The 26,537-nt window shown below is 52.5% G+C and carries 27 protein-coding genes; 21 read left to right on the top strand and 6 right to left on the bottom strand.

The window, feature by feature from the left end:
* Positions 1 to 104: 104 nt before the first annotated feature.
* Entirely contained in the window at positions 105 to 548 is a 444-nt protein-coding gene (locus IEY53_RS18560) for a MarR family winged helix-turn-helix transcriptional regulator (RefSeq protein WP_189027584.1), read from the top strand.
* Positions 549 to 620: 72 nt separating this feature from the next.
* Here the strand turns inward: IEY53_RS18560 and IEY53_RS18555 are convergent, their stop codons facing one another.
* A complete protein-coding gene (locus IEY53_RS18555) occupies positions 621 to 1,364 on the bottom strand; it encodes an RluA family pseudouridine synthase (RefSeq protein ID WP_189027582.1) in 744 nt (247 codons plus the stop codon).
* A gap of 4 nt (positions 1,365 to 1,368) precedes the next feature.
* Positions 1,369 to 2,232, bottom strand: coding sequence for a class I SAM-dependent methyltransferase (locus tag IEY53_RS18550; protein WP_189027580.1), 864 nt, complete (start codon positions 2,230 to 2,232; stop codon positions 1,369 to 1,371).
* Positions 2,233 to 2,418: 186 nt separating this feature from the next.
* Here IEY53_RS18550 and IEY53_RS18545 point away from each other — a divergent pair, with 186 nt between their 5' ends.
* From IEY53_RS18545 to IEY53_RS18520, 6 genes are all read left to right on the top strand, one after another.
* A complete protein-coding gene (locus IEY53_RS18545) occupies positions 2,419 to 3,294 on the top strand; it encodes a helix-turn-helix domain-containing protein (protein ID WP_308424233.1) in 876 nt (291 codons plus the stop codon).
* A 79-nt stretch (positions 3,295 to 3,373) separates the two neighbouring features.
* On the top strand, positions 3,374 to 3,766 hold the full coding sequence (locus IEY53_RS18540; RefSeq protein ID WP_229696225.1) for a VOC family protein: 393 nt from the start codon (positions 3,374 to 3,376) through the stop codon (positions 3,764 to 3,766).
* A 114-nt stretch (positions 3,767 to 3,880) separates the two neighbouring features.
* Positions 3,881 to 4,813, top strand: a complete 933-nt coding sequence (locus IEY53_RS18535) for a YwqG family protein (RefSeq protein ID WP_189027576.1) — start codon at positions 3,881 to 3,883, stop codon at positions 4,811 to 4,813.
* Positions 4,814 to 5,007: 194 nt separating this feature from the next.
* Complete coding sequence (locus IEY53_RS18530) at positions 5,008 to 5,460, top strand: flavodoxin (protein ID WP_189027575.1); 453 nt, start codon at positions 5,008 to 5,010, stop codon at positions 5,458 to 5,460.
* A gap of 2 nt (positions 5,461 to 5,462) precedes the next feature.
* Positions 5,463 to 6,242 carry a hypothetical protein gene (locus IEY53_RS18525; RefSeq protein WP_189027573.1) on the top strand — a complete coding sequence of 260 codons (780 nt, stop codon included), beginning with the start codon at positions 5,463 to 5,465 and terminating at the stop codon, positions 6,240 to 6,242.
* A gap of 90 nt (positions 6,243 to 6,332) precedes the next feature.
* On the top strand, positions 6,333 to 6,791 hold the full coding sequence (locus tag IEY53_RS18520; RefSeq protein WP_189027572.1) for a hypothetical protein: 459 nt from the start codon (positions 6,333 to 6,335) through the stop codon (positions 6,789 to 6,791).
* Between the two features lie 142 nt (positions 6,792 to 6,933).
* Here the strand turns inward: IEY53_RS18520 and IEY53_RS18515 are convergent, their stop codons facing one another.
* Positions 6,934 to 7,767 (bottom strand): GNAT family N-acetyltransferase, encoded by an 834-nt coding sequence (locus tag IEY53_RS18515; RefSeq protein WP_189027570.1) that lies wholly within the window; start codon positions 7,765 to 7,767, stop codon positions 6,934 to 6,936.
* Positions 7,768 to 7,867: 100 nt separating this feature from the next.
* The gene (locus IEY53_RS18510) at positions 7,868 to 8,164 is read right to left on the bottom strand and encodes a GNAT family N-acetyltransferase (protein WP_189027568.1); all 297 of its coding nucleotides are present in this window, start codon (positions 8,162 to 8,164) and stop codon (positions 7,868 to 7,870) included.
* A 267-nt stretch (positions 8,165 to 8,431) separates the two neighbouring features.
* Between IEY53_RS18510 and IEY53_RS18505 the strand changes: the two genes are divergently transcribed.
* From IEY53_RS18505 to IEY53_RS18445, 13 genes are all read left to right on the top strand, one after another.
* A complete protein-coding gene (locus IEY53_RS18505) occupies positions 8,432 to 9,052 on the top strand; it encodes a 50S ribosomal protein L25 (RefSeq protein WP_189027567.1) in 621 nt (206 codons plus the stop codon).
* 127 nt (positions 9,053 to 9,179) lie between these two features.
* Positions 9,180 to 10,556, top strand: coding sequence for a vWA domain-containing protein (locus tag IEY53_RS18500; protein ID WP_189027565.1), 1,377 nt, complete (start codon positions 9,180 to 9,182; stop codon positions 10,554 to 10,556).
* A 360-nt stretch (positions 10,557 to 10,916) separates the two neighbouring features.
* Positions 10,917 to 12,758, top strand: coding sequence for a fibronectin type III domain-containing protein (locus tag IEY53_RS35910; RefSeq protein ID WP_308424232.1), 1,842 nt, complete (start codon positions 10,917 to 10,919; stop codon positions 12,756 to 12,758).
* 189 nt (positions 12,759 to 12,947) lie between these two features.
* Positions 12,948 to 13,286, top strand: coding sequence for a DUF2294 domain-containing protein (locus IEY53_RS18490; RefSeq protein WP_189027561.1), 339 nt, complete (start codon positions 12,948 to 12,950; stop codon positions 13,284 to 13,286).
* A 269-nt stretch (positions 13,287 to 13,555) separates the two neighbouring features.
* The gene (locus IEY53_RS18485) at positions 13,556 to 14,638 is read left to right on the top strand and encodes an ABC transporter substrate-binding protein (protein ID WP_189027559.1); all 1,083 of its coding nucleotides are present in this window, start codon (positions 13,556 to 13,558) and stop codon (positions 14,636 to 14,638) included.
* Positions 14,639 to 14,641: 3 nt separating this feature from the next.
* Positions 14,642 to 15,610 carry a nucleoside hydrolase gene (locus IEY53_RS18480; protein ID WP_189027557.1) on the top strand — a complete coding sequence of 323 codons (969 nt, stop codon included), beginning with the start codon at positions 14,642 to 14,644 and terminating at the stop codon, positions 15,608 to 15,610.
* Complete coding sequence (locus tag IEY53_RS18475; RefSeq protein ID WP_189027555.1) at positions 15,607 to 16,428, top strand: ABC transporter permease; 822 nt, start codon at positions 15,607 to 15,609, stop codon at positions 16,426 to 16,428. The genes IEY53_RS18480 and IEY53_RS18475 overlap by 4 nt, the downstream gene beginning before the upstream one ends.
* A 4-nt stretch (positions 16,429 to 16,432) precedes the next feature.
* Positions 16,433 to 17,221 (top strand): ABC transporter permease, encoded by a 789-nt coding sequence (locus IEY53_RS18470; protein WP_189027553.1) that lies wholly within the window; start codon positions 16,433 to 16,435, stop codon positions 17,219 to 17,221.
* Positions 17,222 to 17,236: 15 nt separating this feature from the next.
* The gene (locus tag IEY53_RS18465; RefSeq protein ID WP_189027551.1) at positions 17,237 to 18,301 is read left to right on the top strand and encodes an ABC transporter ATP-binding protein; all 1,065 of its coding nucleotides are present in this window, start codon (positions 17,237 to 17,239) and stop codon (positions 18,299 to 18,301) included.
* A gap of 23 nt (positions 18,302 to 18,324) precedes the next feature.
* A complete protein-coding gene (locus IEY53_RS18460) occupies positions 18,325 to 20,052 on the top strand; it encodes an adenine deaminase C-terminal domain-containing protein (RefSeq protein ID WP_189027549.1) in 1,728 nt (575 codons plus the stop codon).
* Positions 20,053 to 20,274: 222 nt separating this feature from the next.
* Positions 20,275 to 20,991, top strand: coding sequence for an SMI1/KNR4 family protein (locus tag IEY53_RS18455; protein ID WP_189027547.1), 717 nt, complete (start codon positions 20,275 to 20,277; stop codon positions 20,989 to 20,991).
* Positions 20,992 to 21,060: 69 nt separating this feature from the next.
* Entirely contained in the window at positions 21,061 to 21,516 is a 456-nt protein-coding gene (locus tag IEY53_RS18450) for a carboxymuconolactone decarboxylase family protein (RefSeq protein WP_189027545.1), read from the top strand.
* 37 nt (positions 21,517 to 21,553) lie between these two features.
* A complete protein-coding gene (locus IEY53_RS18445) occupies positions 21,554 to 22,477 on the top strand; it encodes a sigma-70 family RNA polymerase sigma factor (RefSeq protein WP_229696224.1) in 924 nt (307 codons plus the stop codon).
* Between the two features lie 469 nt (positions 22,478 to 22,946).
* On the opposite strand, the gene IEY53_RS18440 is transcribed toward IEY53_RS18445, so the two are convergent.
* Together IEY53_RS18440 and IEY53_RS18435 are read right to left on the bottom strand one after the other, a co-directional pair.
* Positions 22,947 to 24,302, bottom strand: coding sequence for a PFL family protein (locus IEY53_RS18440; RefSeq protein ID WP_268240793.1), 1,356 nt, complete (start codon positions 24,300 to 24,302; stop codon positions 22,947 to 22,949).
* A gap of 30 nt (positions 24,303 to 24,332) precedes the next feature.
* Positions 24,333 to 24,602 (bottom strand): ACT domain-containing protein, encoded by a 270-nt coding sequence (locus IEY53_RS18435; protein ID WP_189027542.1) that lies wholly within the window; start codon positions 24,600 to 24,602, stop codon positions 24,333 to 24,335.
* Positions 24,603 to 24,887: 285 nt separating this feature from the next.
* On the opposite strand from IEY53_RS18435, the gene IEY53_RS18430 reads away from it, so the two are divergent.
* Entirely contained in the window at positions 24,888 to 26,519 is a 1,632-nt protein-coding gene (locus tag IEY53_RS18430; protein WP_189027540.1) for a GGDEF domain-containing response regulator, read from the top strand.
* The last annotated feature ends 18 nt before the right edge of the window (positions 26,520 to 26,537 follow it).

Genomic DNA, 26,537 nt, shown 5'->3' with positions numbered 1-26,537 from the left:
GCGTGCTTGAAATGATTTTATTTTTTCCTTTTGCAGGAAATGGAATTTCTTTCGCGAACAAGTTAGGTATAGCGGAAAGAAGCTTAGGGAAGGAAGGAATACGTGTGCACTCTTCTGAATTCAGTAAGATCTGGCATAAAATATTGAAGGACTATAAGCTGCATATGGACAGCAAGCTTGCTCCAACATTAACGGATGCCCAACTGACCGTCTTGGAACTGCTGCAGGAACGTGATGCCATGAAGCCTTCCGATCTGGCCCCGCATCTGGCAACCAGTCCGGCAGCCGTTACAATGCTGCTTGACCGGATGGAGAAACACGGATTGATCTGCCGGGAAAGAGATGCTTCGGACCGCAGAATTGTCTGGGTGAGCATCACCGAAGTAGGCAAACAGGAGACAGCCCGCGGACTTCAGATCCGCAGTGATTTTTTTGCCGAAGCCCTGGACCCCATCTCTTCCCATAACCAGCAGCTGCTTCTGTATTTAATGGGGAAGATGGCCGTTACGCCAACTTCAACAAGGGCCCCCGAAGGCTCGACACCTTAGTTTGAATCAACCCGGCAGCCACACCCGTTCGGGAATCACATAGCCGTACTTACTCCAAAAAGCAGGCCGTCCTTAAAGGACGGCCTGCTTTTGCAATGGCTGCGGCCACAAGCTCCATGGATGGGTCTGCGGCGGCAGCGAGAGAAGTTCTACAGCGTTCTTGGTAACAGGGTGGGGAAAACCAACCACGGCGGACCAGAGCGCAATCTGTTGACCCGGTCTGTTCACCGCAGCACCATATTTCTGATCGCCGTACAAGGGACAGCCGATGGAGCTGAGCTGCACCCGGATCTGATGCGAGCGGCCGGTGAGCAGATCGATCTTCAGCAGGCTGAAGCCCTCTGCCGTACCGAGCACGCTGTAGTCCAGAATGGCTTCCTTGCCGCCGGGGGTACCTTTACGGACTACGGTCACGGTATTGCTCTTGGCATCCTTGAGCAGCGTATCCACAAGACGGCCATGTGAGGCCGGCGGCTTCCCGTGGACCACCGTCAGATAGACCTTGTTAAAGCTGTGACTGCGAACGCTCTCCGAGAGCCGTGAAGCGGCTTTGGAGGTTTTGGCAAAAACCATGGCCCCCCCGACAGGGCGGTCCAGCCGGTGGACCAGACCCATATATACATTGCCGGGCTTGTTGAAGCGTACCTTCACATCTTCTTTTAGCAGACTCAGCAGGTCGAGATCGCCGGTGGCATCCTCCTGCACGGGGATATTAACCGGCTTGACGACCCCCAGCAGATGGTTGTCCTCGTAAAGAATTTCAATGGAAGAAGCGCTGCCCGTTCTTTCGGACTTCCCCGGTAAATGATGTGTCAAAAGCTTACGCCTCCCAGCGTCCCAGAATGCCGCATGGCAGATTCATCCCGGAAGCGGTAATCGGCAGGCCGATTTCACCGGAGGTCAGCTTGCCGCCATAACGTTTGCCCATCGTCATGGACAGCATATTGCGCAGCACGGTAGGCGAGATGCCTGTGGTGTAGGAATTAATGAGCATGAACAGCGGACTGTCGCTCATAATCTGCATACAGCTCTCCAGGAAAGGATAAAGGCTTGATTCGAGCTTCCACATTTCGCCGCCAGGACCTCTGCCATAAGATGGGGGGTCCATGATGATGGCATCATATTTGCTGCCGCGGCGTTGTTCGCGCTGCACAAATTTGAAGACATCATCGGTGATGAAACGTACAGGACGCTCGGTAAGACCCGAGAGCTGCACATTTTCCTTGGCCCATTGGACCATACCTTTGGCCGCATCCACATGGACGACCGAGGCTCCGGCACTGGCGGCGGCGACGGTGGCGCCACCTGTGTAAGCGAACAGATTCAGAACTTGAATGGGCCGTCCGGCGGAAGCAATCTTGTCCATCATCCAGCTCCAGTTAGCCGCTTGCTCCGGAAACAAACCCGTATGTTTGAAATTCGTTGGACGAAGATGGAACTTCAGCTTGCCGTAGCTGATGCTCCAGTTGTCCGGAATGCTTTTCTTCATTTCCCATTGACCGCCGCCAGCTGAACTACGGTGATAATGTCCGTGCACTTCACGCCACTGCGGGGTCTCTTTGGCGAGCGGCCAAATGATCTGCGGGTCCGGGCGGCGCAGGAGAATGTCGCCCCAACGCTCCAGCTTCTCACCGCCGCCGGTGTCGATAACTTCATAGTCCTTCCATTCACTTGCGATATACATGTGTGATCCATCCTTCAAAAATTCATTTAGCTTTTATTGTACAACAATCAACTCCTAGGAACAAACAAAATGCCTGCAAAACGGTGAGTTTTTGTGGCGCTGGCCGTTCCATTTGTATTATGATCGGATTAGGAATCACTGCGAACAGGCATTCTCCCGAGGTACCGGGGTTCGGAAAGGAAGCTTATGATTAATCTTACAGATTTGTACCACCCTATCACCGCCAATCCCGCCCATGCCCAGGAATTCCAGCCCTGCAAGGCGTTACGGCCATATATTCGCTGCTTCTGGGGGACGGTGGCGCCGGAAGATGTAGCGCAGAACAGAGGAGCGCCGAGAAGTGTTTCAGCGGGCTTGCCTCATTCGGCCCCTTGGCCTCCGCCGGCAGAAGTTATTATTCCCGATACATGCATGGATATTATCATGGATATCGATGAAGAAGGCCGGGCAAGCACATTTTTTCATGGGATCAATGATGCCCCTTTTGAAGTGCCCATGAATCAGGAAAAAGCGGGGATAACAAGGTTTGCGATCCGGTTTCATTTTTGGGCGGTCTTTTATTTTGCCGATGAGCATATGAGGGAGAGCCTTAACATGCGGGTGGAAGTGGACCAATATTTCAATAACTTCACAAGAGAACTGGGCGGTCTGCTGATCCGGCACGGTTCCTTCAGGGAGCGGGTTGCTGCCGCCGAAGCTTATCTGCTGCGCAGAATAACGTCAAGTGTCAGGACAAATGATAACGTAATGAATGCGGTGTATGCCATAATACAAGCCAAAGGAGTGGTGACGGCCCGGGAATTGGGGGTCGGCACTAGCCTCAGCCAGCGCCAGCTGGAACGGCTGTTCCGCGAAACTGTCGGTCTGAGTCCCAAGAAAGCTGCAGATCTGGTCCGTTTCCAGCATGTCTGGCAGTCGCTCTACCAAATGCCCCGGCAGGAGCTGAAGCTGCAGGAGCTTGTGCATGCTTACGGTTTCAGCGATCAGGCCCATTTTAACAATACGTTCAAAAAATATGCCGGGCGATCCCCCTTGGCAGCTTTGGCCGCCGCTGGACGTTAGGATGTCGTTTTTTTACAATACGTTGGCGTTTGGACTCTGTAGAATAGTATAGAGCGGCACCGTCCGCCACTAATGATGAATGGTAAATGAAAGGGGTTTGACGATGATTACATCCTTTGAAGGCATTAACCTGTACACTAAAGATACGACGGCACTTGCGAAATTTTACACAGAGGTGCTGGGGATTCCTTTAGCTTTTGAGGGTTATGGAGATTACGATGGGGCCAAAATCGGCTTTGGCCGCGATCAGACCGGCATCATCATCTGGAACGAGAACAAATGGGATAAGCTCACTACGGGAGCCGTCAATCTTGTGTTCTCCTGTAATAATCTTGATGAAACTTACTTGGAATTACAAGCAAGGGGACTGGACTGCCAGCCCCCGGTGACGATGGAATACGGCGGCAAAGAAATGAATTTCCGTGATCCGGAAGGCCATAGTATCACGCTGCTTGAAGGCGGATATGTATAATTAACGTACGGTGGTTTGTGTAACAGCGGTATAATTGTGTGGTTTCTGGCTTGACCTGCCGGGATTTGGTATATTATTCTATATTGCCAAAATCACCGGGGAGGAACAACTTGAATGCTGCCGTTATCATTACAGGATAGTTTGAGCGAATTTATTCGGAAACAAGGGCTTGAAGGACAAGCGGGGGATCTGCTGAAGGCACTGGCTGAAACGTCGCTCGTCTATGAACTGGCCGGTGAAGAAGATTACGTACGGACCGGAAACAGCCGGATTGCCGGATGCCCGGACCTGCCGCCTTCCTTTTCATGGCCGCTGGACCCGGACGGGGAATATTGGACTTTTCTCGCCCAGATTAATCTGGGTGAGCTTCCGCTATCGCCGGTTGAGCTTTTGCCGCGTGAAGGGATGTTGTATTTTTTTCTCGGCCTGGATGAGCCTGCTTATGATATTGACCACCGCATTTATTATTACAACGGGAATATGAATGAACTGATACGAACCTCTCCACCGGAAGGGCGGGAGGAGATTGGCGCTGAGGACAGGGACTTCAAAAGCTATAAAATTACCTTTAAGCCAGTATGGACTTTGCCTGAGCAGGCTGCGGACCTGCTGCTGAATGATTACCCGGAGGCCTATGAAGCTCTGGAGCCGGCCTCAGATACCTTATGGGGCCAGTATCAAAGCTGGGCAGGCAATACTCCGCTGGATGCTTATTTGTGCCGGAACGGACTGCAGGATATTCTGTTTGGACATTACAAAACTCCTGAGAAGATCCGCGAAGAGGCCCGTGCAGCGGAGGAAAGAGGAAGTGCCGATTATGCGCAGCGGCTCCTAACCAAGGCTCTTCCCCAACTTACGGAGTATAAGCAGAATCAAGACAAGCATAAGGCCGCTGCCGCCAATTGGCACCTCCTGTTCTCGGTTTCTTCCCTGGATGAGGTAGGTATGTGCTGGTGGGATGCAGGATACTTGGAATTTTTTATCGACAAAGCAGATTTGGAGCAGCTTGATTTCAGCCGGACGTATGTTAATTTAGCCACAAGCTGACATCGGCACGAAACAAGGGCGAGTTATAAGAAAGCAGTCAGTTCGGGGCATGAAAATGCTTTCGAACGGCTGTTTTTTGTGCGTTTAATGGGATTGAAAAACACTTTTTATTGACATTGATAATCATTATCAAATAGAATGAAAGCAGAAATACTATGGAGTTAAATTACGTTTTGTTGGGAGGCACAAAAGGCATGGCAAAAGTATTGGTAGCGTACGCCAGCTTGACTGGAAATACGGAAGAGATTGCTGAGCTGATTGTTGAAGGGATACGCCAGGCGGGCGGGGAGGCTGTTTTGAAATCAGTCACCGACTGCAATGCGGTTGAGATAAAGCAGTATGAAGCCGTTCTTCTGGGGGCCTACACTTGGGGAGACGGAGAACTGCCGGATGAGTTCCTCGATTTCTATGAAGAGATGGAGGAGCTGGATCTGAGCGGTTATAAATCTGCAGCATTCGGGAGCGGTGATACGGGTTATGATATTTATTGCGGTGCTGTGGATCTGATCGAAAAGAAGCTGAAGGAATGCGGTGCGGAGATCCTGCAAGAGAGCTTGAAGATCGAATACGGCCCCAGTGCTTCCGAGAAGGACGCTTGCCGTCAGTTCGGACGTCAATTCATCGAATCCTGTGCGGCGGTGTCCTAGGTATGGATAGGTCAGCAGGCAACCGGACCGCTGGTTCAGAAAGGACGTCAGGGGCGCAGTCCAGCCGTCTTTTGGATTATCGCATGGAGCATCTCATGCTCAGCGGAGCAGGGTATTCAGACTCCGGCCAAGCCGCGCCGGGTCTCCCCCGCTGGAGACAGCAGACACAATATGCCATAGGACATACACTAAACGATTTCTACAGTCTGCTGCCGGAGGTGCGCAGGGAGACACCAATCCAGTTTCTTCTGGAGCGGCGATGGCCCCCGCAGGGCGATGCTTTTCCCTCACTCCTGCATTATTGGGATGTGAAGACAGCGGTCTCCGATGAATTGATGCGTATTGCTTCGGTCAATCATTTGCAGGATATCCCTGTTATGCTGTATGAACAGTGGTTTGTGCCTGTACCTCAGCTTAAGCTTGAACTGTCGATTATCTTTCAGCTGGCCTGGAGATCGGGCGTCAGCGGCCGCAGTCTGAAGATGCAGAAGTTTATGGTCAGCGGGAATGAAGAAGTGATCACGGGATACTTGCATATGGCGAATGTCTTTTGCCAGCAGGCTTATGGTGAGCCGCCTGAGACTGTGGAGATCTACTCATTGCTGGACGGGCGCAAGCACTGCTTCGACGGTGCTGCCTTCACTCTGAAGGAATCATTGGATTATGTGCAGCTGCTGTCGGTATTTGTGGAGGAGGAAGAAGAGGCAAGCCGTTCCCCAAGATGCAGTAACCGCAGAAGCGATATAGGCGAAGACGCCTATCGTGGCTATGGGCTGATGTAATGGTGAGTGGTACGAAGACTGGCGGCACGAGGCTGCAATTAAGAACGGGTGTCCCAAAAGCCATGAAAAATGGCTGTTTAGGGCACCCGTTTGCGTGGCAATGGGCGAAAAGAGAGGCAAAAATGCCTCTCCTGGGGCGCCTGGCGCGGCAATGGTCTCGTGGAGCGCCTGGCGCGGGAATGGGCGAAAAGAGAGGCAAAAATGCCTCTCGTGGAGCGCCCGGCGCGGCAATGGGCGAAAAGAGAGGCAAAAATGCCTCTCGTGGAGCACCCGGCGCGGCAATGGGCGAAAAGAGAGGCAAAAATGCCTCTCCTGGGGCGCCTGGCGCGGGAATGGGCCAAAGGAGAGGCAGAAAATGCCTCTCCTGGAGCGCCTGGCGCGGGAATGGGCGAAAAGAGAGGCAAAAATGCCTCTCCTGGAGCGCCTGGCGCGGGAATGGGCGAAAAGAGAGGCAAAAATGCCTCTCCTGGAGCGCCTGGCGCGGGAATGGGCGAAAGGAGAGGCAAAAATGCCTCTCGTGGAGCGCCTGGCGCGGCAGCTTGCTCATAAAACCAAGCCGCGAATAATCAAAAAACAGAGCAGCAATTCTCCAATAACCGGAGAATCGCTGCTCTGCTGTGTTTAGACAGTTTCAGATCCTGCTTATGGGGACAGCCCTCTTAGCGGCACGCTTACCTTAGCCTACCCAGGATCAACCGGTGTATCGGTAATAATCCTGTTTGTTGACGATGACAAAGCCGCAGCTTTCATACAGCTTCAGCGCATTGGGGTTGTCCAGAGAAACCTCCAGATTGACGCCATTATAGTTCTGCTGTTCCCGTTCAATGGTCTGCAGGAGGGCACTGCGGCCAATGCCCAGGCCACGCAGTTTCGGAAAGACCGTGAGCCCGTAGATCCAGGTCTCATTATCTTCCGTGTATAGCCGCATTTTTCCGGCAGTCTGACCGCTCAGCTCAATAATAATATGCTCCTGCATGCCTTCGTCTTTATGCAGCTTGTAGACCTCTGCAGCCGCTTCTTCCGTCATATCAAATCCTTGGCTGTCCAATTGGATCAGCGTAGGAGTATCTTCCTGAATTGCCGGGCGCAACACGACCTCACCACCTGCGGAACTGGCATCGGCTGATAAGGAAGGGGACGAGTTCCCATTCCATTTCATCTGATATTCGGCATGATTGAAGGTGAGTGGCAGCTTGGCCAGAAAGGCGGTGCCGGAAGCGGAAGCCGCAGGGGTATTCAGCAGTAAAGTGGTAACCTGGCCCCTTTTGATGATGGACTGTGCCCGGTTCCAGAGGGAGGTGAATATTCCCCGGCGGCGGTAGCCCGGGCGGACCATGCCGCAGATCTCCATTTCACTCCCGAAGCCGTACAGTCCAAGAAAGCCGACCAGCAGCTCATCTTCATAGGTTACCAGCCATTCCGTATTTCCGGCAGCGGAAGGCTGACGCAGCATATCCCAATTCAATTTCAATGAAATTCCGTCGTATTGTTCGCAGCGTTGCTGCAATTCCTCAATATTTCTCAATGTGTCAGCTGAAGTCAAACCCGTTTCCTCCTAAAATGTAATAGGGCTTGCAAAGCCCTGACAGGTTAAGTTGTTTAGCGGAAACGAGCTCCTGCCCTCTTCAAGAAGACAGGTTGGCGTTTCCGCTTAGTACATCATGGTACTCTGCATGCTTGTTGAATTGATGAGCCGCGTATGAACACAGCGGTACAATCTTCAAGCCTTCTTCACGGGCTTTGTCTACGACAGCCCGCACCAATTCTTCCCCGGCCCCTTGCCCGCGCAGTTCTTCCGAGACCCGGGTATGGTCAATGACCAAATCCCCCTTGTCTCCATCCTGTCTGTATGTAATCTCGGCAAGGTCCTTATTGTCTCCGGCGACATAAAAACGCCGGTCACCTGCTACAATCTGTACCATGTATCTTCACTCCCGACTATTTTGATTGCCTTTATTTTACTACTGTAAGTCGCAAAAAGCGAGAAAACAAGGAGATTGAGCGTAAGGATTAACAGGACTAATTGCAAACATATGGATGAATATTGCTTAAATGGAGTTTTTGACTTGTTCCGTTCTCAAATGCTATACTGTTTCCAATGCAGACAAATATGGTTAATAAGAGACTGATTAGACATACATATCTAATCGGTCTTGTGTTTTTTAATCCCTACTTAGGAGGAATTGAATATGAATACGACAGTACGTTTGACAGAAAGATCCGGATCAGCAAATGCGCAGAGAAGCAAAGGCTTTGTACCGGTAGTCGTCTACGGTGCAGGTTCAGATACTCAATCCTTTACAGCGGAAGCGAAGACAGTGAACGAAATTCTGAACAAGAACCCGCGGGCTATTCTCAAGGTGGAACTGCCCGGCGCAGGCTCCAAAAATGTTGTGATACAGGAAGTCCAGCGCCAGCCGCTCTCCAGGCAGCTGCTGCACATTGATTTCCAACAAATTGATATGAAAGCTGAACTGGATACGAAGGTAGCCTTCCACTTCACCGGCGATCCGGTGGGCGTGAAGAGCGGCGGTGTACAGCAAGTGGAATTGTACGAGCTGGACATTCGTACCTTGCCGGATAACTTGGAAGCCACGTTCGAGGTAGACATCAGCGGGCTGGATATCGGCGATCAATTGCTGGTCTCCGATCTTCCAAAGCATGAAGGCTGGGAAATCCTGACCCCTGAGGATACATTGATTGTCCGTATCTCACCACCGGTAACCGTGGCAGATCCTGCCGATGAGGATACTGCAGCCGCAGAGCCGGAAGTTGTGGGAGCAACTGAAGAGGACAAGCCAGCAGAATAAAGGATACGGGTCTACAATCGGCGACTTGAGTATCAACGTTTTGGAACCAGGAGCAGACAGAACCTTTCCAGGGGCTGTCTGCTCTTTTTGCAATAATACCTCAGCAGACAGCAAGGAGAGCGATAATATGAGTGTGTCCCCTACCCATCTGATTACCGGGTCAAATGCCAAACTGGAGGATTCCGCGGCCCAGGCCAAGATCCGGATCTCCTGCAGCGCTTCCCCGGCTGAGCTGGATCTCAGCTGCTTTATGGTGGGTGCAGATGGCAAGGTGCCATCCGATGATTTTTTTGTGTTCTATAACCAGCCGGCGGACCCGGCAAGGATCGTCCAATTCCATCCCATGGATAAGCACAGCGGGGAGTTTGTGATTAATCTGCAGGCGCTGCAGTCTTCTGCTGTGGACAAATGTGTATTTGCCGTGACTCTGGATGGCCCCGGCACATTTGCGGAGGTGCGCGGGTGCCGGATCACGGCGGCTACAGATCAAACCGAACTGGTGTATGACATTACAGAAGGGAATGAGGAGACCTCGCTAGTGTTGGCCGAGTTGTACAGGCATGCTGCCGGCTTTAAGCTGCGGGCGGTAGGCCGGGGGTTTCACGGCGGCCTGAAGCCGCTGGCTGAAGCACATGGCGTTGAGGTGGAGGACGAGGCCCCGGCACAGCAGCCAGCCACTCCGCCAGCGGCTTCGTCAACCCGGATCAGCCCGCAAGCCTTTGCCCCAGGTGCAGCGGCTTCCCGTTCCGAAGCTGCAGCCGCTTCCAGCACCGGGTCTCCTTCCGGGACACCGGCACCGCCAGCTGCACCATCCAAGCTCAACCTGACAAAGATTGATCTTCTCAAGCAGAAAGTGACGCTCTCCCTGCGCAAAAAGAACATTGAACAGGAAAAAGCGCGGGTCGCCGTGGTCATCGACGCTTCCGGCTCCATGTCAGCCTTGTACCAAAAGGGGGTTGTCCAGCGGGCGTTTGAACGTGTGCTTGCGGTGGCTGCCAGTATGGACGATGACGGAATTCTGGATGTCTGGTTCTTCGGCTCCAAAAGCAAACGGATGCCCAGTGTGGGCGAAAACGATTATGAGGATTACGTAAAACGGACGTATCCCGCACCGCGTGTATTTGGAGGTCTCGGGGCCGGTAACAATGAACCCGTGGTGATGGAGGATGTCATCAAGAAATACACAAAAGAAAGTCCAAGCCCTGTGCCCACCTATGTGGTTTTTTTCAGTGACGGGGGTATTTATGAGACCAAGAAAATTTCCAAGCTTCTGGTCGATAGCTCGAGACACAATATCTTCTGGCAGTTTGTCGGAATCGGCAACGCTGATTATGGTGTGCTGCGCCAGCTGGATGATCTGCAAGGACGGGTTGTGGACAATGCCGACTTCTTTGCGCTTGATGATATGGACAAGGTCAGTGATGAGGAACTCTATGACCGTCTGTTCAACGAGTATCCGGGATGGCTGCGGGCTGCACGGGCCCAGGGGGTTTTGCAGTCGTAACTCCAGCGTTATGCACTTATTAAATATATTTCGGTAAAAGACATCTTCCAAGCCTGCGCGGGTTTCCCGTGCGGGCTTTTTTTGGCAGCAGCCTATTTGCGTGATAACGAATGTGCAGCCTGATGTTGAGGGCTTTCGCCTGATTTTTAAAATGTATAATTTGGGTGTTTCGCCTTGTTTCGGATTATTTTATAAAAAATGGTTTGACTCCAAGCCCCTGAGCACAGAAAATGAGAGTGAATCCCCGGCAACAGCAGTAATAAAGCATGATTATGATTTGTGAAAGCGCTTTAGAAGACGGATTGCTGTCGGTCAGCCATGGAATGCTGCTTCATCCATTATGATTTGAGGAGGCAAAGTATGAAGAACAAATGGGTTCGGATGGGAATGGCGATTGTGCTGGGAGTGGGATTGATGCTGCCCGTTCAGGGTGTGGTCCGGGCGGATGCGGCGAGTGAGGCATCAAATGGGGCCTTAACCTGGCTGTCTTATCAGCAGGATGCGACGTCGGGGTATGCTTTTGACGGATTGGTGGACAGCTTTGAAGATTTCTGGGGCCCGAATAACCCGAAACAGATTGTATACACGTATGACCAGGCAGTGGCGTCGATAGCTTTCATCGTCAAAGGCGAACGTGCCCGGGCCGAAAAGGTATTGAATAAAATGCGGGATATTCAGGACCCATCCGGATACTGGCTGAATTCGTATTGGTACAACAACGGCTATGGGGAAGAAATCCGCAAGCATGTAGGGCCTGTAGTGTGGATGGCGATGGCGGCGATGGCTTATGAGAAGCAATATAATGATACCCGGTACCGTCCGATGGCGCTTAAAGCGCTGGACTGGAGCCTGCAGTATCAACAAGCAAACGGCGGGATCGCCGGGGGCTGGAGTGCCTGGGCCAACTCGGATGAGCCCTGGAGCTCTACCGAACACAATATTGATATTTACCGGGTACTGCAATATTTTGCTTCGGTAGAATCTTCGAAGACGGCGGTGTATACCAGTGCAGCAAATGGTGTTAAAAGCTTCCTCGATACCTACGTGTGGGACGAAAGCGCCAAACGATTCAAGGGGGGCTGGAAAAACGATACCAACCTGATCGACCCCAAAATTCCGCTCGATGTCAATCCTTGGGCCGTGCTGGCTTTAGGGTCTACGGGAACCCGTAATTATGGCGCAAGTCTCGCCTATGTCGAGAATGCCTCCGGCACACCGGGCACGCTGGCCAATCCGCGCTACAAGCAAACGTTGACCTACAATGACGCCGGGCAGACACTGACAGGTTATGATTTTGACTGGACCGATGAGGTGCTGCCGGCTTACGATGACAACGGCAACCAGATCGGGCATACGGGCGCGGATGTTTGGTTTGAAGGGAGCGCCTTTATGTCGCTGGCTTATTACTTGCAGGGAAATACCGCCAAAGCGGACACTATCAACATGGAGATTATCAAAAAACAAGGCACAAGCGGCGCTTCCCTCGGCGGCATCCCCTATTCACTGAAAGGCACCAGCAACAGCTATTGGGTGATGGCCCAGCAAAACTGCGTCTCCAGCACCGGCTGGCTGATTCTGTCCCTGCACCGGTTCAATCCGTTCACCAGTCAATATCTCACCGGGGGCAGCAACCCGGGGGATACCACCCCACCGACAGCACCGGCTAACCTCGCGGCAACAGGCAAGACCGGTACCACCGCAAGCTTAAGCTGGTCTGCGTCGACCGACAATACCGGAGTTACCGGGTACCGTGTGTACCGGGGAGGAGCAGAGGTGGCTGCGGTGACAGGAACGTCAGCTACCATCAGCGGACTGACGGCCGCCACCGCGTATACTTTTACGGTAAAAGCTATGGATGCCGCAGGCAACCTCTCGGCCGCCAGCAATGCAGTGACGGTTACGACCGATCCGGCTGACAACGGTGGCGGTGAACATGTCACCCCGGACTTCACGGCAGGAGGAACTAAACTGTCTTCGACAGAAGTTAGCCTTTATATCACACCGGTCATACCCGCGCTTTATGTGGATGTACATTATAAGATCAATGGCGGTCCGCAGCTGAACCACCGCATGTCCCTTGCCTCCGGTACCTGGCGGCACACGGTCAGCGGCTTAGGTGGCGGCAGCAGTGTCGAGTACTGGTTCACCTATGAGAAGTCGGGCCCGCAGTTTGATTCGGCGCACTACACTTATATTCATTAACTCCGCGCTTCAACTAACCGTTATACAGAAATTTGAAGTCGGGAGTACCCGGTTTGTCGTACATTGTTCGTGTTTGGCGTTACTTTAATGTTATGTTTGGCTTTTTTCTTGCCCGAAATGCAATAATTATGTATAATAGCAATTGTTGATGAACGGATTGTACGATATTCTGTTTTTGAAGGTGGTTTCATGGCAGAACTGGACAATAATGAAGACAAGAAGAAGATGTGCCAGATCTACAACGAGCTTTCCAAAGAATTGTTTGGGTTCGGAACCACCCTGCTCCGTGTAACTGTCGATCAGCGGGTGATTACCTTTCACGCCAAACACCGCAGATCCCCCCGTTCTTCCGCACTGGAAGGGGAGGCGCCGGAGCTTAAGCAGGAAGTCGACTTCCGAATGTCGCTTCTCTTTAAGAAGAAATTCAAGGAAAGACTCGAAGAAGAGATGGGACTTAACATCGAGGTTCTGCTTAGGGATTACGATGCACCGACCCAATGGGCTTTTACGAACATAGTTGTAGGTTAGAAACGGTTTATGCACAAACGGCAGTTGATAAATGGATACTCACGGATTTTCGTTTTTGATCTATCTTAAGCGAAGACCGTCCTTTCATAACGGGTAGCTCTTTTCCTTTGTTTTTACGAAGAGAAGTGTTCTTGTTCACACAAGAATACTTTTCTTTTTTTTATGTGAAAAATTGGGGATAGTAAGATTTGATTAGCTGTAGGGGGTGCTGAGGCGAAAACCGCAATCACTGTATGACCGAATGATCCAAACTTAGGGAGGTTATTATGATGAGAAAATGGATGAAAATGGGTCTGGCCGTTACACTTACTTCGCTGCTTGCAGCCTGCGGCACTGCCGGGAATAACAACGGAGCAACGAATAACGGTGCAGCTTCTGAAGGGGCAGAGACTTCGGCACCTGCAGAGCTTGTGATCTCGACGTGGGGATTCTCGGAGGACTTTTTCAAGGAAGCCGTCTATGCCCCGTTTGAAAAAGAACATAACGTCAAAATCGTGGTCGAAATCGGCTACAACGCCGAACGTCTGAACAAAATCCGTCAAGGCAGCTCCGATGTGGATGTTATCTACTTGTCGGATTACTATGCACAGCAGGGGATTGACGAAAAGCTCTTTGATACGGTAGACCGTGCCAACATTCCAAACATCGGCAAGCTGTATGACATTGCCAAAGCTCCGCTTGGCGAAGAATATGGCCCAGCCTACACCGTAGGCCGTCTCGGTATCGCGTATAACCCCGCTCTGGTTAAAGGTGAAGTGAATTCCTGGGCGGATATGTGGACCGCCTTCGACAATAACCTGACGCTGCCGGCTATTACGGCCACCGCAGGTCCAATGATCGTGGATGCCGCTTCGGTGGTTGCGGGCAGCACGGAGTTTAATGAGGACCAATCTTTTGCGAAGCAGAAAGAACTGGACGCCAGCGTCGTGAAATATTACAGCCAGACCTCCGAATATGTGAACATGTTCGGCCAGGAGGAAATTGCCGGTGGTCCGATCATGGAAATGTACTTCAAGGACCTGCAAGCTGCTGTGCCGGATGCCAAATTCGTGGCCCCTACCGAAGGAGCTTATGCGGTAATGAACACAATTAACGTGGTGAAGGGCAGCAACAACAAGAAGCTAGCCGAGGAATTCATCAACTGGCAGCTTAGCAAGGAAGTACAGGAGAAGTCCGCCAAAGCGAAAGTGGATTCCCCAGTAAACACGGAAGTCGTATTGACGGAAGATGAAGCGAAAGGCGTGACCTATGGTGCCGATGTTATCGGGAAGCTGCGCAAGCTGGATATGTCTTTCGTGAACCAGCATATTTCCGAATGGACGGACCGCTGGAACCGTGAGATTGGCGGCTAATCCATGAGTGCACGCAAAAAAGTCATTCTCGATGTGGATACCGGTGTGGATGATGCGCTGGCGATCATGCTGGCTGTAACCAGCGGTCAACTCGATATTCTCGGTATCACCACAGTCAGCGGCAATGTGTCTCTGGATCAGGCGACCGAAAATACATGCAAAATTCTGCAGCTGCTTGGTGTATCCGCCGGGATACCGGTCTACCGTGGAGCTTCGAAACCGCTCCGGCGGGAAGAGCATTTTGAACACCGGGTACATGGCAAGGACGGGCTTGGCGGTGCGCTCGCAGACATGACGGTGTCCAAACAGGCTGAAGCCGAAGCGGCTGCCGATTTCATGATCCGTCAGGTGATGGAGCATTCAGGCGAAGTCACGCTGATTATGACCGCGCCGCTGACTAACCTGGCCGAAGCGCTGGCCAAATGTCCGGAGCTGATTGACCACACCGCCGAAGTGATTGTGATGGGCGGGGTGGTCAAAGGCTTCGGCAATATTACGCCGACGGCAGAGTACAACATGTATGTCGACCCCGAAGCTGCGAAGCAGGTGCTGGCCGCAGGCTTTAAGCGGTTGACGCTGGTCGGGCTGGATGTGACGCGCCAGGCGCTGCTCAGCGAGCAGGATATCGCCCGGTTGAATCACCCGGTCATTGCGGAGTATGTGGAGACAAGCACAGCCGATTACCGTCAGCGTTACTTTGAACGCAATGGGGTACAGGCCTGTGCACTGCATGATCCGCTGGCGGTGGGCGTGGCTCTGAATCGTGACTTTGTGACTGTACAGGATTTCTATGTAGATGTGGAGACACGCAGCGAATTGTGCGACGGGCAGACCGTATGCGATTTCCAGAACCGGCTGAACCGCCCGCAGAACGTCAGTGTCTGCCTGGAGGTGGACGCGCCCGCTTTTCTGGACTGCTTTATCCATAGTTTAAACCAAGAGCCCAAGAAGGACGGGAGTCATTCGAGATGAACAAAAGATTTTTGTATCTGCTGCTGCTGCCGGGACTGCTGTTCCTGACCGTATTCATGCTGATCCCGATCATGCTTACGATTGCCTCGACATTTGTGCAGGACGGCAAGCTTACCTTGGAGGGATACCTGCATTTTTTCCGCGACGGCTACTTTAACCGGATTCTGCTCACCACTTTGCGGGTCAGTGTAGTAACTACTGTGCTGTGTGTGCTGCTCGGTTATCCGGCAGCCTACTATATTTCGCGTACCGGCGTACGCAAGAAGAGTTTTCTGCTGGCGCTGTCGATCTTTCCGCTGCTGACAAGCCCGGTCGTGCGCTCGTTTAGCTGGATGATTATTCTCGGCAAAAAAGGGCTGGTCAACACCTTCCTGGTGAATACAGGCCTGATTGACAAGCCGCTTGATATTTTATATACCCCGGCAGCAATGATGATTGGTCTCGTGCATCTGTTCCTGCCGCTGATCATTATTACGCTGCTCGGCGTGATGGAGAACCTCGACTATGAACTGGTCAGGGCGGCACGTAGCCTGGGGGCCTCCTCTTTTACGGCCTTCCGCAAAATCACCTTCCCGCTAACCGTGCCGGGGCTGATCATTGGCGGTATTCTGGTCTTCGTCGGCAGCCTGACGGCGTATACAACACCGGCACTGCTCGGAGGAAAAGAACGTGTCATTTCGACCTTTCTGTACCAGAACGCGATGACCCTTAACGACTGGCAGGCGGCTTCCGTCATTGCCGTCATCATGATTGTCATTACATTTGTGGTCGTTGGCCTGATGAATGCCTGGGCGAACCGCTTAAATCCGAAGGGGTGAGAACATGAAGGAAAATAGCCGCGTTTTGTCTTTGTACACGCTGCTGGTCTTTATATTTTTGCTGGGCCCGCTCGTTATTATTTCCGTGACTTCCTTTGAGCCGGGTACCGTCCTGAAATTCCCCCCGGAGGGCTTTTCACTGCGCTGGTACAAAAATATTTTTGAGGTCAGTATGTTCATGGAGACGTTCAAGACTTCGATCATTGTCTCCATGCTGGGCAACCTGCTGGCGCTGCTGCTGGGTGTGCCCGCTGCCTATGCGCTCAGCCGCTTTAAATTCCGCGGGCGGGACACATTGAATGCGCTGTTTCTGTCGCCGGTGCTGATTCCCGGAATCGTGCTCGGCTTCACCCTGCTCCGCTATCTCATCGTGGTCTACGGGTTGCCCATCTATACGGGACTCTTGATCGGACATACCGTGATTATGCTGCCTTTCATTATCCGGGTCATTGCTTCAAGCCTGCAGAACTTTGATTTTGCCGTGGAAGAGGCGGCACAGAGCCTGGGTGCCAGCCGATTGTACACTTTTTTCAAAGTAGTCCTGCCCAATATCCGTTCGGGGATTCTCGCCGCGATTCTGATTGCGTTCCTGGAGTCCTTCAACAATGTCGATATTTCCGTATTTATGACCGGCCCGGGAGTAAGCACGCTGCCGATTCAGATGCTGACCTATGTGCAGAATTATTTTGATCCGACGATTGCGGCCATTTCGGTCATTCTGATGGTGTTGACCGCAGCCTTGATGTTCATCATTGAGCGGCTGATGGGTTTCGCCTATTTTACGAAACGATAACGGAGGTTTGACGAAATGGCACTCTTAAGCCTGGAAAATGTAGCGGTTGCTTACGACAACCACTTTATATTGGAGAATTTCAATCTGCAGCTTGAAAAAGGGCAGCTTCTGTCCCTCCTCGGACCCAGCGGCTGCGGCAAAACGACGACCTTGCGCCTGATCGCAGGGTTCCTGAATGCGGAGCAGGGCAAGTTCATGTTCGCCGGCAAGGATTACACCAAGGTTCCTGTAGACAAACGCAATTTCGGCTTTGTGTTCCAGAGCTATGCGTTGTTCCCGCATATGACGGTCTATGACAATGTGGCGTTTGGCCTCAGACTGCGCAAGCTGAAGGAAGCCGATGTGAAGAAACGGGTGACCCGGATGCTGGAAATTGTCAGTCTGGAAGGGTTCGAGAAAAGATTGCCGGGTGCCCTGTCCGGCGGACAACGCCAGCGGGTGGCCATCGCCAGGGCGCTGGTGATCGAGCCGGATCTGCTGCTGTTCGATGAGCCGCTCAGCAATCTGGACGCCAACCTTCGCGTCAACATGCGGGTAGAGATCCGCCGGATTCAGCAGGAGCTGGGTATTACCACCGTATACGTCTCGCATGACCAGGAGGAGTGTTTCTCCATCTCGGATCAGGTGGCCGTAATGAACAAAGGCAAAATCGAGCAGTTGGACCATCCGACAGCCATCTTCAAATACCCGGCCAGTGAATACGTGGCCCGGTTTATCGGGTTTGGGAACTTTATTTCGTTTGAGGGCCGCAAGGATGAAGGTGCCGATATTGAGCTGTCCCGCGGAGCCCTGCAGTTCCGGGCAGCCAAACGTGCCGATGGGGCCGGGAACCAGGGACTGACCGGGGCAATCCGTCCCGACGATCTGCAGCTGTACGGCAGCATGCCGGACCTTGACGTCGAGGGCAACACATTAACCGGAACGGTGCAGGTCAGCACGTATCTTGGCCGCAGCTACCAGTATCAGGTACAGACAGAGCTTGGCGTATTTACCGTCAACCAGGAGATGAATGATCCTTTCCGGCAAGGGGAAGAGGTCACGGTTTATTTTCCAAAAGAAAAGCTGGTGCTGGTGCCGTAACGCATCCATAAGGAGTATACAAGATGACTACAGATCAACTGCTGCTGAATGTGAAGGTATACAACAGTTACTATAAAAGATTTGAAACGGCCAATGTCGCCGTAAAAGACGGGCGGTTTCTGTACATTGGACCGCTGGGGGCCGAGACCTTTGAAGCTGCGGAGAGGATCGACGGGGAAGGCAGGTACATGATTCCCGGCCTGATCGATATTCATCTGCATATCGAAAGCACGATGATTACTCCGCAGACGTTCTCCTATGGGATTTTGCGCCACGGGGTGACGTCTATCGTGCCAGAGCCGCATGAGATGGCCAATGTGTTCGGCGTCGAGGGTGTGCATGAGATGATCCGGGCCAGCCGGGATTGTGTTGTCGATATGTTCTATGCGATTCCTAGCTCTGTGCCCGCGACCCAGCTCGAGACGACCGGGGGTTCGATTGAAATCGAAGATATTGACCGGTTGATGGCGACGGAAAAAATGATCTGCCTCGGCGAAGTGATGAACTACGTCGATGTGATCCGTGACCCGGAAGGCAAAAGCAACCGCATCCTCCAGCACACCCGCTCGCATTATCCGCAGCTCGTGATCGAAGGGCATACCCCGAAGCTGCTGGACCTGGATCTGCATCGCCTGATCTATGCCGGCATTGATTCGGACCATACCCATCAGAGCATTGAAGGGCTGACGGCCCGGATCGCGGCCGGGATGTTCATCGAAATTCAGGAGAAGTCGATGACCCCGGAAGTCATGGACTATCTGATCCGGCATCCGGTCGCTGAGCATTTTTGTTTCGTGACTGACGATGTCATGACCGATTCGCTCGTAGCGACCGGCCACCTCGACCATCTGGTACGCAAGGCGATTGCCATGGGCATGTTGCCGGAGGACGCGGTATATGCCGCTACCTACACCCCGGCCAAGCGAATGAAGCTGGGCGACCGTGGTGTCATTGCCCCGAACAAGGTGGCAGACTTTGTGCTGCTGTCCGATTTGAACAGCTTTGAGCTGGACAGTGTCTATAAGCGGGGGGTACAGGTGTTTGACCGCCGCCATCCAGTGCTGCAGCGGGTAGAGGCCCCGCAATTCCCGGCACATTTCTATGAAAGTGTGAAGCTGGATCCGGTGACTCCGGCCGACTTCGTTGTCCGGCCGGAGCTTCCGGATGGACCCTACGGTTGCCGGGTGATGATGGTCAATAATGTATCTACCTTCACCGAGGAGAAACATGGTGAGGTTCACGTGTCGGGCGGGCTGCTGGAGTGGCAGGACAGCGGTTATGGCCTGATCGCCACCTTCGAGCGCTACGGCAAAAATGGCAACCGTGCTTACGGCTTAATCGGCGGGGATACCATCAAGCGCGGAGCGATTGCCACCACCTATTCGCACGACAACCACAATTTGCTTGTCGTCGGCCATAATCCCGAAGACATGGCTGTAGCGGCCAATGCTGTCATTGCCAGCCAGGGCGGCTTCTGTGTGGTCTGTGACGGCAAGGTGCTGGCTGCGCTGGATCTCCCGGTCGGCGGCATCCTTACCGAAGCGCCGCTTGCGGAGACAGCGGAGAAGGTGCTGGCGCTGCGTACAGCGATGGAGTCGCTCGGGTATAACCACTACAACCCGATCATGTCCATCAGCACGCATTCCCTGCCGGTCAGCCCGGCACTGAAAATCACCGACCTTGGCCTGATTGATGTCGGTGCGGGCAAAGTTGTGCCGCTGCTGTTTCCGCTGGCGGAGCGCGGGAACTAGAATAGGCATTGAGGAAGGAACAAACACCCTGGACATCGGTCCGGGGTGTTTGTTGTTGTGGTTAGGAAGTTTAGCCACCTTTTGTCCGAGGTGAATTGAAAGAAAAATGGCCGGGCTGCTTGTTTTTGTTAAGATATATCATAATAATGGATAGTATTGAGGGTTTAGCCTACTTTGATAACCTTCCCGGAATGGGAAATTTGGTTAAGGGAGAGCAGTAATATGTATATCCTATCCACTCACCTCAAACCGGTGCAGGATGCGGAGTTGAAGGCTTGTGAGCAGAGTACCCGGGTGAAGCTGCCGGAGTCGTACCGCCGTTTCCTGAGTGAATGCGGGCAGGGGACCTATCGGGGGCTAATTAACATCAGCTTGCCGGATGCGGAAGTTTTGCAGGAATTTGCCGAATATGATCTCTGGGAGCATGGGGAGGAAAGTCCGGTCAGCCGGGAGCAGATCGCCGAATGTGTGGTCAGCGCTACCACTATAGATGGTGATTTCGTGGCGCTGCATCCGGCGGTGGAAGGGCTGTTGTGGCTGCCCCGCCATTCCGAGGAAATTACATGGAGCGGAATCACCGGTCCGGATTTCACGGCAATCCTGGACCGGCTCATCAGTGACCACTATGGAAATGAGTACCCCGGGATTTCCTATTTTGATCCATGGAACAACCGGAAGCAGCATCTTTTTCTGCATTTGAAGGACGGGAGCCTGACGCTGGAAGAACTGGCACTGCTGTGCCGTGAACGGTTTGGTGCGGATCTGTGGCTGGAGACGCCGCACAGCGGCCAGCTTTTCCTGCAGGACATTGGAGGAGGCATCCGTTTTAACTATGCTTACCGCCTTGAGGTGGCGGTGTTTTTTGAACCCGGGGAATTCCTGTCTGGTGCAATCATAAGATTTCTGGAGGCGTTAGGCTGTGTCCGCCAAAATAGTTGAAGCTCATGTGTCACAAATTTGCCTGCTGCGTTGTCTTCTCTATGTACACATCATAAGGAGGCGACGAATATGAGTTTGAGATTTAATCACACCAAGGCCAATGGAGCGGCCTTTCGAGCAATGATGGCACTTGAGGAGTATGCAGGCAGCCATGTTACGGATAAGGTGCTGTATGAGCTGATTAAGCTCCGGGCATCACAAATCAACGGGTGCGCCTATTGCCTCGAAATGCACGCCAAGGACATGCTGAAGCTTGGGGATCACAGTGACCGGATTCTGCTGCTGAGTGTCTGGAGAGAGGTCCCGCATTTGTACACGGACAAGGAGCGGGCTGTTATAGAACTCACCGAAGCGGTGACCCAAATTTCGCATCAGGGGGTCCCGGACGTTTTGTATCATAAAGTACGGGAGTTTGTCAGCGAAAGTGAGTATATGGATCTGATTATGGCGGTTAACACCATCAACAGCTGGAACCGGATTGCCATCTCCACCGGCATGTTCCCCGGTTGTTTTGACGCCAAATAACAACAGGCCCAGGCAGGACGGCAGAGGAGGAAGCGAATTGACGGAATTCGATAACAATACTCAAGGCAGCCCTCCGCTGCCGGAACAGCCGGGAATAGAGGAGCTGTACCTTGATTATAAAAGGTATGCCTTCTCTATTGCTTACCGGATGCTCGGCACGGTGGCGGATGCCGAGGACGCTGTGCAGGACTGCTTCGCGGAGCTGGCGCGGCGGGACCGGAGCGGGATTGTAAATGTGAAGGCTTATATCGCCAAAGGCATTACCAACCGCTGCCTGAATATCCTGAGTTCGGCGCGCAGCCGAAGGGAGACCTATGCCGGGGAGTGGCTGCCCGAGCCGATCTCGGAGCATTACAACGGGCCGGAAGCACTTATGGAACGCAAGGATACGTTATCCTATGCGTTTTTGGTGCTGCTGGAGCGGCTGACGCCAACGGAGAGGGCGGTATTTGTGCTGCGTGAAGTCTTCGAGTATGACTATGATGCCATTGCCGAAATGCTGGGCAAAGCCGAAGCCAATTGCCGCAAAATTTTCAGCCGCGCCAAGCGGAACCTCCAGCCGCTGCACGGCGCGGAGCCGGGCAGCACTTCGCTTGCACCTGCAAGAGAAGCGCTGCTGAAGCGGTTCGTCTCCGCTTTTGCCGCCTATGATGTCAGCGGCATGCTGGAGCTGCTGGCCGAGCAGCCGGTGCTTGTAGCCGATGGCGGCGGCCGGGTGCACACTGTTCTGCGGCCAATGAACGGCCGCAAAGGCGTACTCGCGCTGCTGACCTCGCGCCGGGTGCTGTACAACCTGCGCGAATGGGAGGTTGTGCCTGCCATCATCAACGGTGAACCCAATCTGGTATTTTACCAGCACGGGGAGGTCAAAGGGGTGTTATGCCTCGACATCTCGGGAGCGCGGGTCCAGGCGCTGTACCTGATGCTTAACCCGGAGAAGTTAGGTCGAATAGATAGGTGAATGGGTTTCTGACGATGTAGGTAAAGTGTATACCGCGGGTGGCTAATCGGACATTTCCCCTGAAGGGGAAGATTGGCTAGCCGTAAGCTAAAGAACCCTGCGTCCCGGTAGAAGGGATGCAGGGTTCTTGTTGCTGTTCTGAGACCTATGGTGCCCGGCTGCAAGGCAATCTAATGTATTTAGTGCAGCAGAATCGCACTCAAAACGCTTGAAACTGCGTCCTGATGTATTTCGTACAGCAGGATTATATAAAAAGGGTGTTCTTCGGTATTTCTTGCTTTTTTTGATGCACAAAATACACTCAAATCGGGAATCAGCATGATCTACTCGCTACCTGATGTACAAAATACACTCAAACGGTCGAGGCAATGAACTTGACCGTGCTCATATACTGCTTGTAGCCAGTAACTCCTAACTCCTAACTTCTAACTCCTAACTCCTAACTTTGAAGCCCGTCGCCCTTAACACCTTAATTCTTAAAGCTGTGAATCGGCGCCGGTATCCGGCCGCCCCGGTTCACAAAGCCCGAGCAGTCGAAGCTGTTCACGGCCATGACCGGCGCGTAGCCCAGCAGTCCGCCGAATTCGACCATCTCGCCTACATCCTTGCCGATCACGGGAATCAGGCGAACTGCGGTGGTCTTATTGTTGACCATGCCTATAGCCGCCTCATCGGCGATGATGCCGGAGAGCGTCTCCTTGCTGGTGCTGCCCGGAATGGCAATCATATCGAGCCCGACGGAGCATACGCAGGTCATCGCCTCCAGCTTCTCGAGCGTAAGGGCACCGCGCTGAACCGCCTGGATCATCCCGTGGTCTTCGCTGACCGGGATGAAGGCTCCGCTGAGTCCGCCGACATAGGAGGACGCCATGACCCCGCCTTTCTTCACATTGTCGTTCAGGATGGCCAGTGCGGCCGTTGTTCCCGGTGCACCGGCTTCCTCCAGGCCCATTACCTGAAAGATCTCTGCGATGGAATCGCCGATCAGCGGCGTGGGGGCGAGGGACAAGTCGATAATTCCGAAAGGAACGCCCATTCTTTTCGACGCTTCCTGTGCAACCAGCTGGCCGACCCGGGTTACTTTGAACGCCGTCCGTTTGATGGTCTCGCACAAAGTCTCGAAATCCTGTCCCCTGACTTCCTCCAAAGCCCGCTTGATCACACCCGGTCCGCTGACGCCGACGTTAATCACGCATTCCCGTTCACCGACACCGTGAAACGCGCCAGCCATAAAGGGGTTGTCCTCAACCGCATTGCAGAATACAACCAGCTTCGCACAGCCGATGGAATCGCGGTCCTTGGTCCGTTCCGCGGTCTGGATGATGATGTCGCCCATCAGCTTGACGGCATCCATATTGATGCCGCTGCGGGAGGAGCCGACATTAACCGAAGAGCAGACCCGTTCGGTGACCGCCAGGGCTTCGGGGATACTTTCGATCAGAATCCGGTCACCTTTGGTGCAGCCCTTCTGTACAAGGGCAGAGAAACCGCCGATGAAGTTCACGCCAACCTCTTTGGCGGCGCGGTCCAGTGCTTCTGCCACCGGGACATAAGTATCGGTATGCACAGAACCCGCAGCTATCGCAATCGGGGTGACGGATATCCGCTTGTTGACAATCGGCACGCCGAATTGGCGCTCCAGCTCTTCTCCTGTTTTGACCAGTTTTTCGGCGGAGCGGGTGATTTTGTCATACACATTCTGGTTGAAGGTCCGCATATCCGTATGGGCGCAGTCCATCAGGCTGATGCCCATCGTAATTGTACGCACATCCAGGTTCATTTCACGGATCATTTTATTGGTTTCCTGCACTTCTACGATTGAAATCATATGGCATTTGCTCCTTTGCTCTGCTCCTTATATCCGGTGCATAATGTTAAATATATCTTCATGCTGCAGCTTGATTTCCACGCCGATCGATTCGCCGACCTTCTGTAAATCCTCGACAAGCTCCTCAAAGGATTTGGAAGGACCCGACACATCCACAATCATCATCATGTTGAAGTAATCCTGAACAATGGTTTGCGAAATATCCAGAATGTTCACATTATGATCGGCAAGATAGGTGCAGACTTTGGCGATAATTCCCACTTTGTCTTTTCCGAGTACGGTAATAATTCCTTTCAAGTAAAACAGCCCCCTTAGTTACTCTGTAATCGTCCGCCGCGTTAACGGAGTGAATGATTCAACTATTATGACAAATCATCTCCGAAGCATCAACCAAAGTTTTTTTGTCCGACTCTTCGGAATTTTGTAGAAGTCTGCTATTTTATGTAGAATGTAATTGACAATGCAGGTAGAGTATGTTGAAATGGAAATTTTGAGCATACATTTAAATACCATCGGACCATCTAAAATGAACTTAAGCTCACATTCTATAACATTGATAATTGCCTGACTGAAGGAGTAGCGATGACAACAAGGAAATATAGGGATTTGGTGGAGCAACGCACCAAACAAACTTTGCAGCAATGGTCGGAGCGTCCGGCAGTGGAAGAAAGAGAGATTTATCGTTTCCTGCACAATCTGAAAGGAACAGCAGGGACGGTGGGCTTGAAGGAAGTCGAAGGGCTGGCCGAACGGACGATGCCGTTATTCTCGGATGATAGTCATAGAAGCTGGTCGGTAGGCGAATGGGGGGAGTATTTATACCCGTTCATTGCTGTGTTGGAAGGGGAGGCCCTGGAGGTGATGGAATCACCGCTGAAGCCGGAGCCGGGCAACTCTCTTACCGCTTTGCCGCAGCTGGAGATTCTTTTAATTGATGATGATGTGGAGCTTGTAGCCTTCCTGAAAGAGTCTTTGGAGAAGCAGTCCTATTATGTGCGGATTGCACTTTCTGCGGAACGGGGACTAAAGGTGTTTTATGAAAGCAAGCCGGACATGATTCTGCTGGATATTGTGCTGCCGGACAAAAGCGGGATTGAAGTTCTGGATCAAATTATCGTGAAAGCCAAGAAAGAACGGATCCCGATTCTGATTGTCAGCGGTGAAAAGTCCAAAGCGGTTCAATTGAAGGCCTATTCGATGGGAGTCATGGATTACGTGTCCAAGCCGATTGATATCGAGCTGCTTCTGGCGCTGATCCGTAACAGGTTTGAGATGAAGCGGGAGTGGCAGGAATCCATTATTGTGGATGAGCTGACCGGAGCCTTCAACCGCAAGCATTTCAACCAGACGATGAAGCAGCTGATATCGGATTTCAAGCGTACGGGACGGGTATTCTCCCTGGCACTTATGGATCTGGATCACTTTAAAAGAGTAAATGATCTCTATGGCCATCTCGTCGGAGATGAGGTGCTGCAGACCTTTGCCGATATTGTCCGGCGTTCCATCCGGGTAGAGGATACCTTCTGCCGCTTTGGCGGGGAGGAGTTTGCCTTGTTTTTGCCCAATACAGATGTTGCTTCGGCGGCGGTGGTCATCGAGCGTATTCAGGAGGCTTTTGCCGCCCTGCCGTTCCGGGCCAAAAATGAAAGGTTTCAGGTTACATTTTCAGGCGGAATCACCGAAGTAACAGAAGCTGAACAACAAGCCGATAAACTAGTGGAGCAGGCCGATCAGGCTCTTTATGCCAGCAAGCACGCCGGGAGGAACCAGACTACGCTTTATTCCGATCATCTGCTTGCGATCAAAGCAAATGTGATCCTGAATGTAATTATTGTGGATGATGATGCGCTGATCCGGCGGATTGTATCGAGTAACTTCGCAAGCTGGGAGCCTGCTCATGTCTCTGAGTTGAAAATCAGCAGTTATGCGAACGGGCCAGAGTTCCTGGAATCCAATTGGTATTCGTCTGACGAGAAATATATAATCTTGCTGGATGGTGTAATGCCTGAGCTGGATGGTGTAGAGGTGCTTGAGCAGATTCGCAGCGGTTATCCGGAGGCGAATGTTCTGGTTATTATGCTGACCGGGAGAAATAATCAGAGGGATATCATTCATGCACTGCAAATGGGCGCCGATGATTATGTCATTAAGCCGTTTCATATGCATGAGCTGTTGCTGCGGATCGAGCGGCTGGCCCACAGATTCCTGTTATAAGACATCTAAGAATAACGG

Source organism: Paenibacillus albidus (assembly GCF_014644435.1).
In the GTDB taxonomy this organism is placed as follows: domain Bacteria; phylum Bacillota; class Bacilli; order Paenibacillales; family Paenibacillaceae; genus Paenibacillus_AQ; species Paenibacillus_AQ albidus.
Note: the sequence above shows the minus strand (reverse complement) of the source record. Positions and strands in the feature narration are given on the sequence as shown.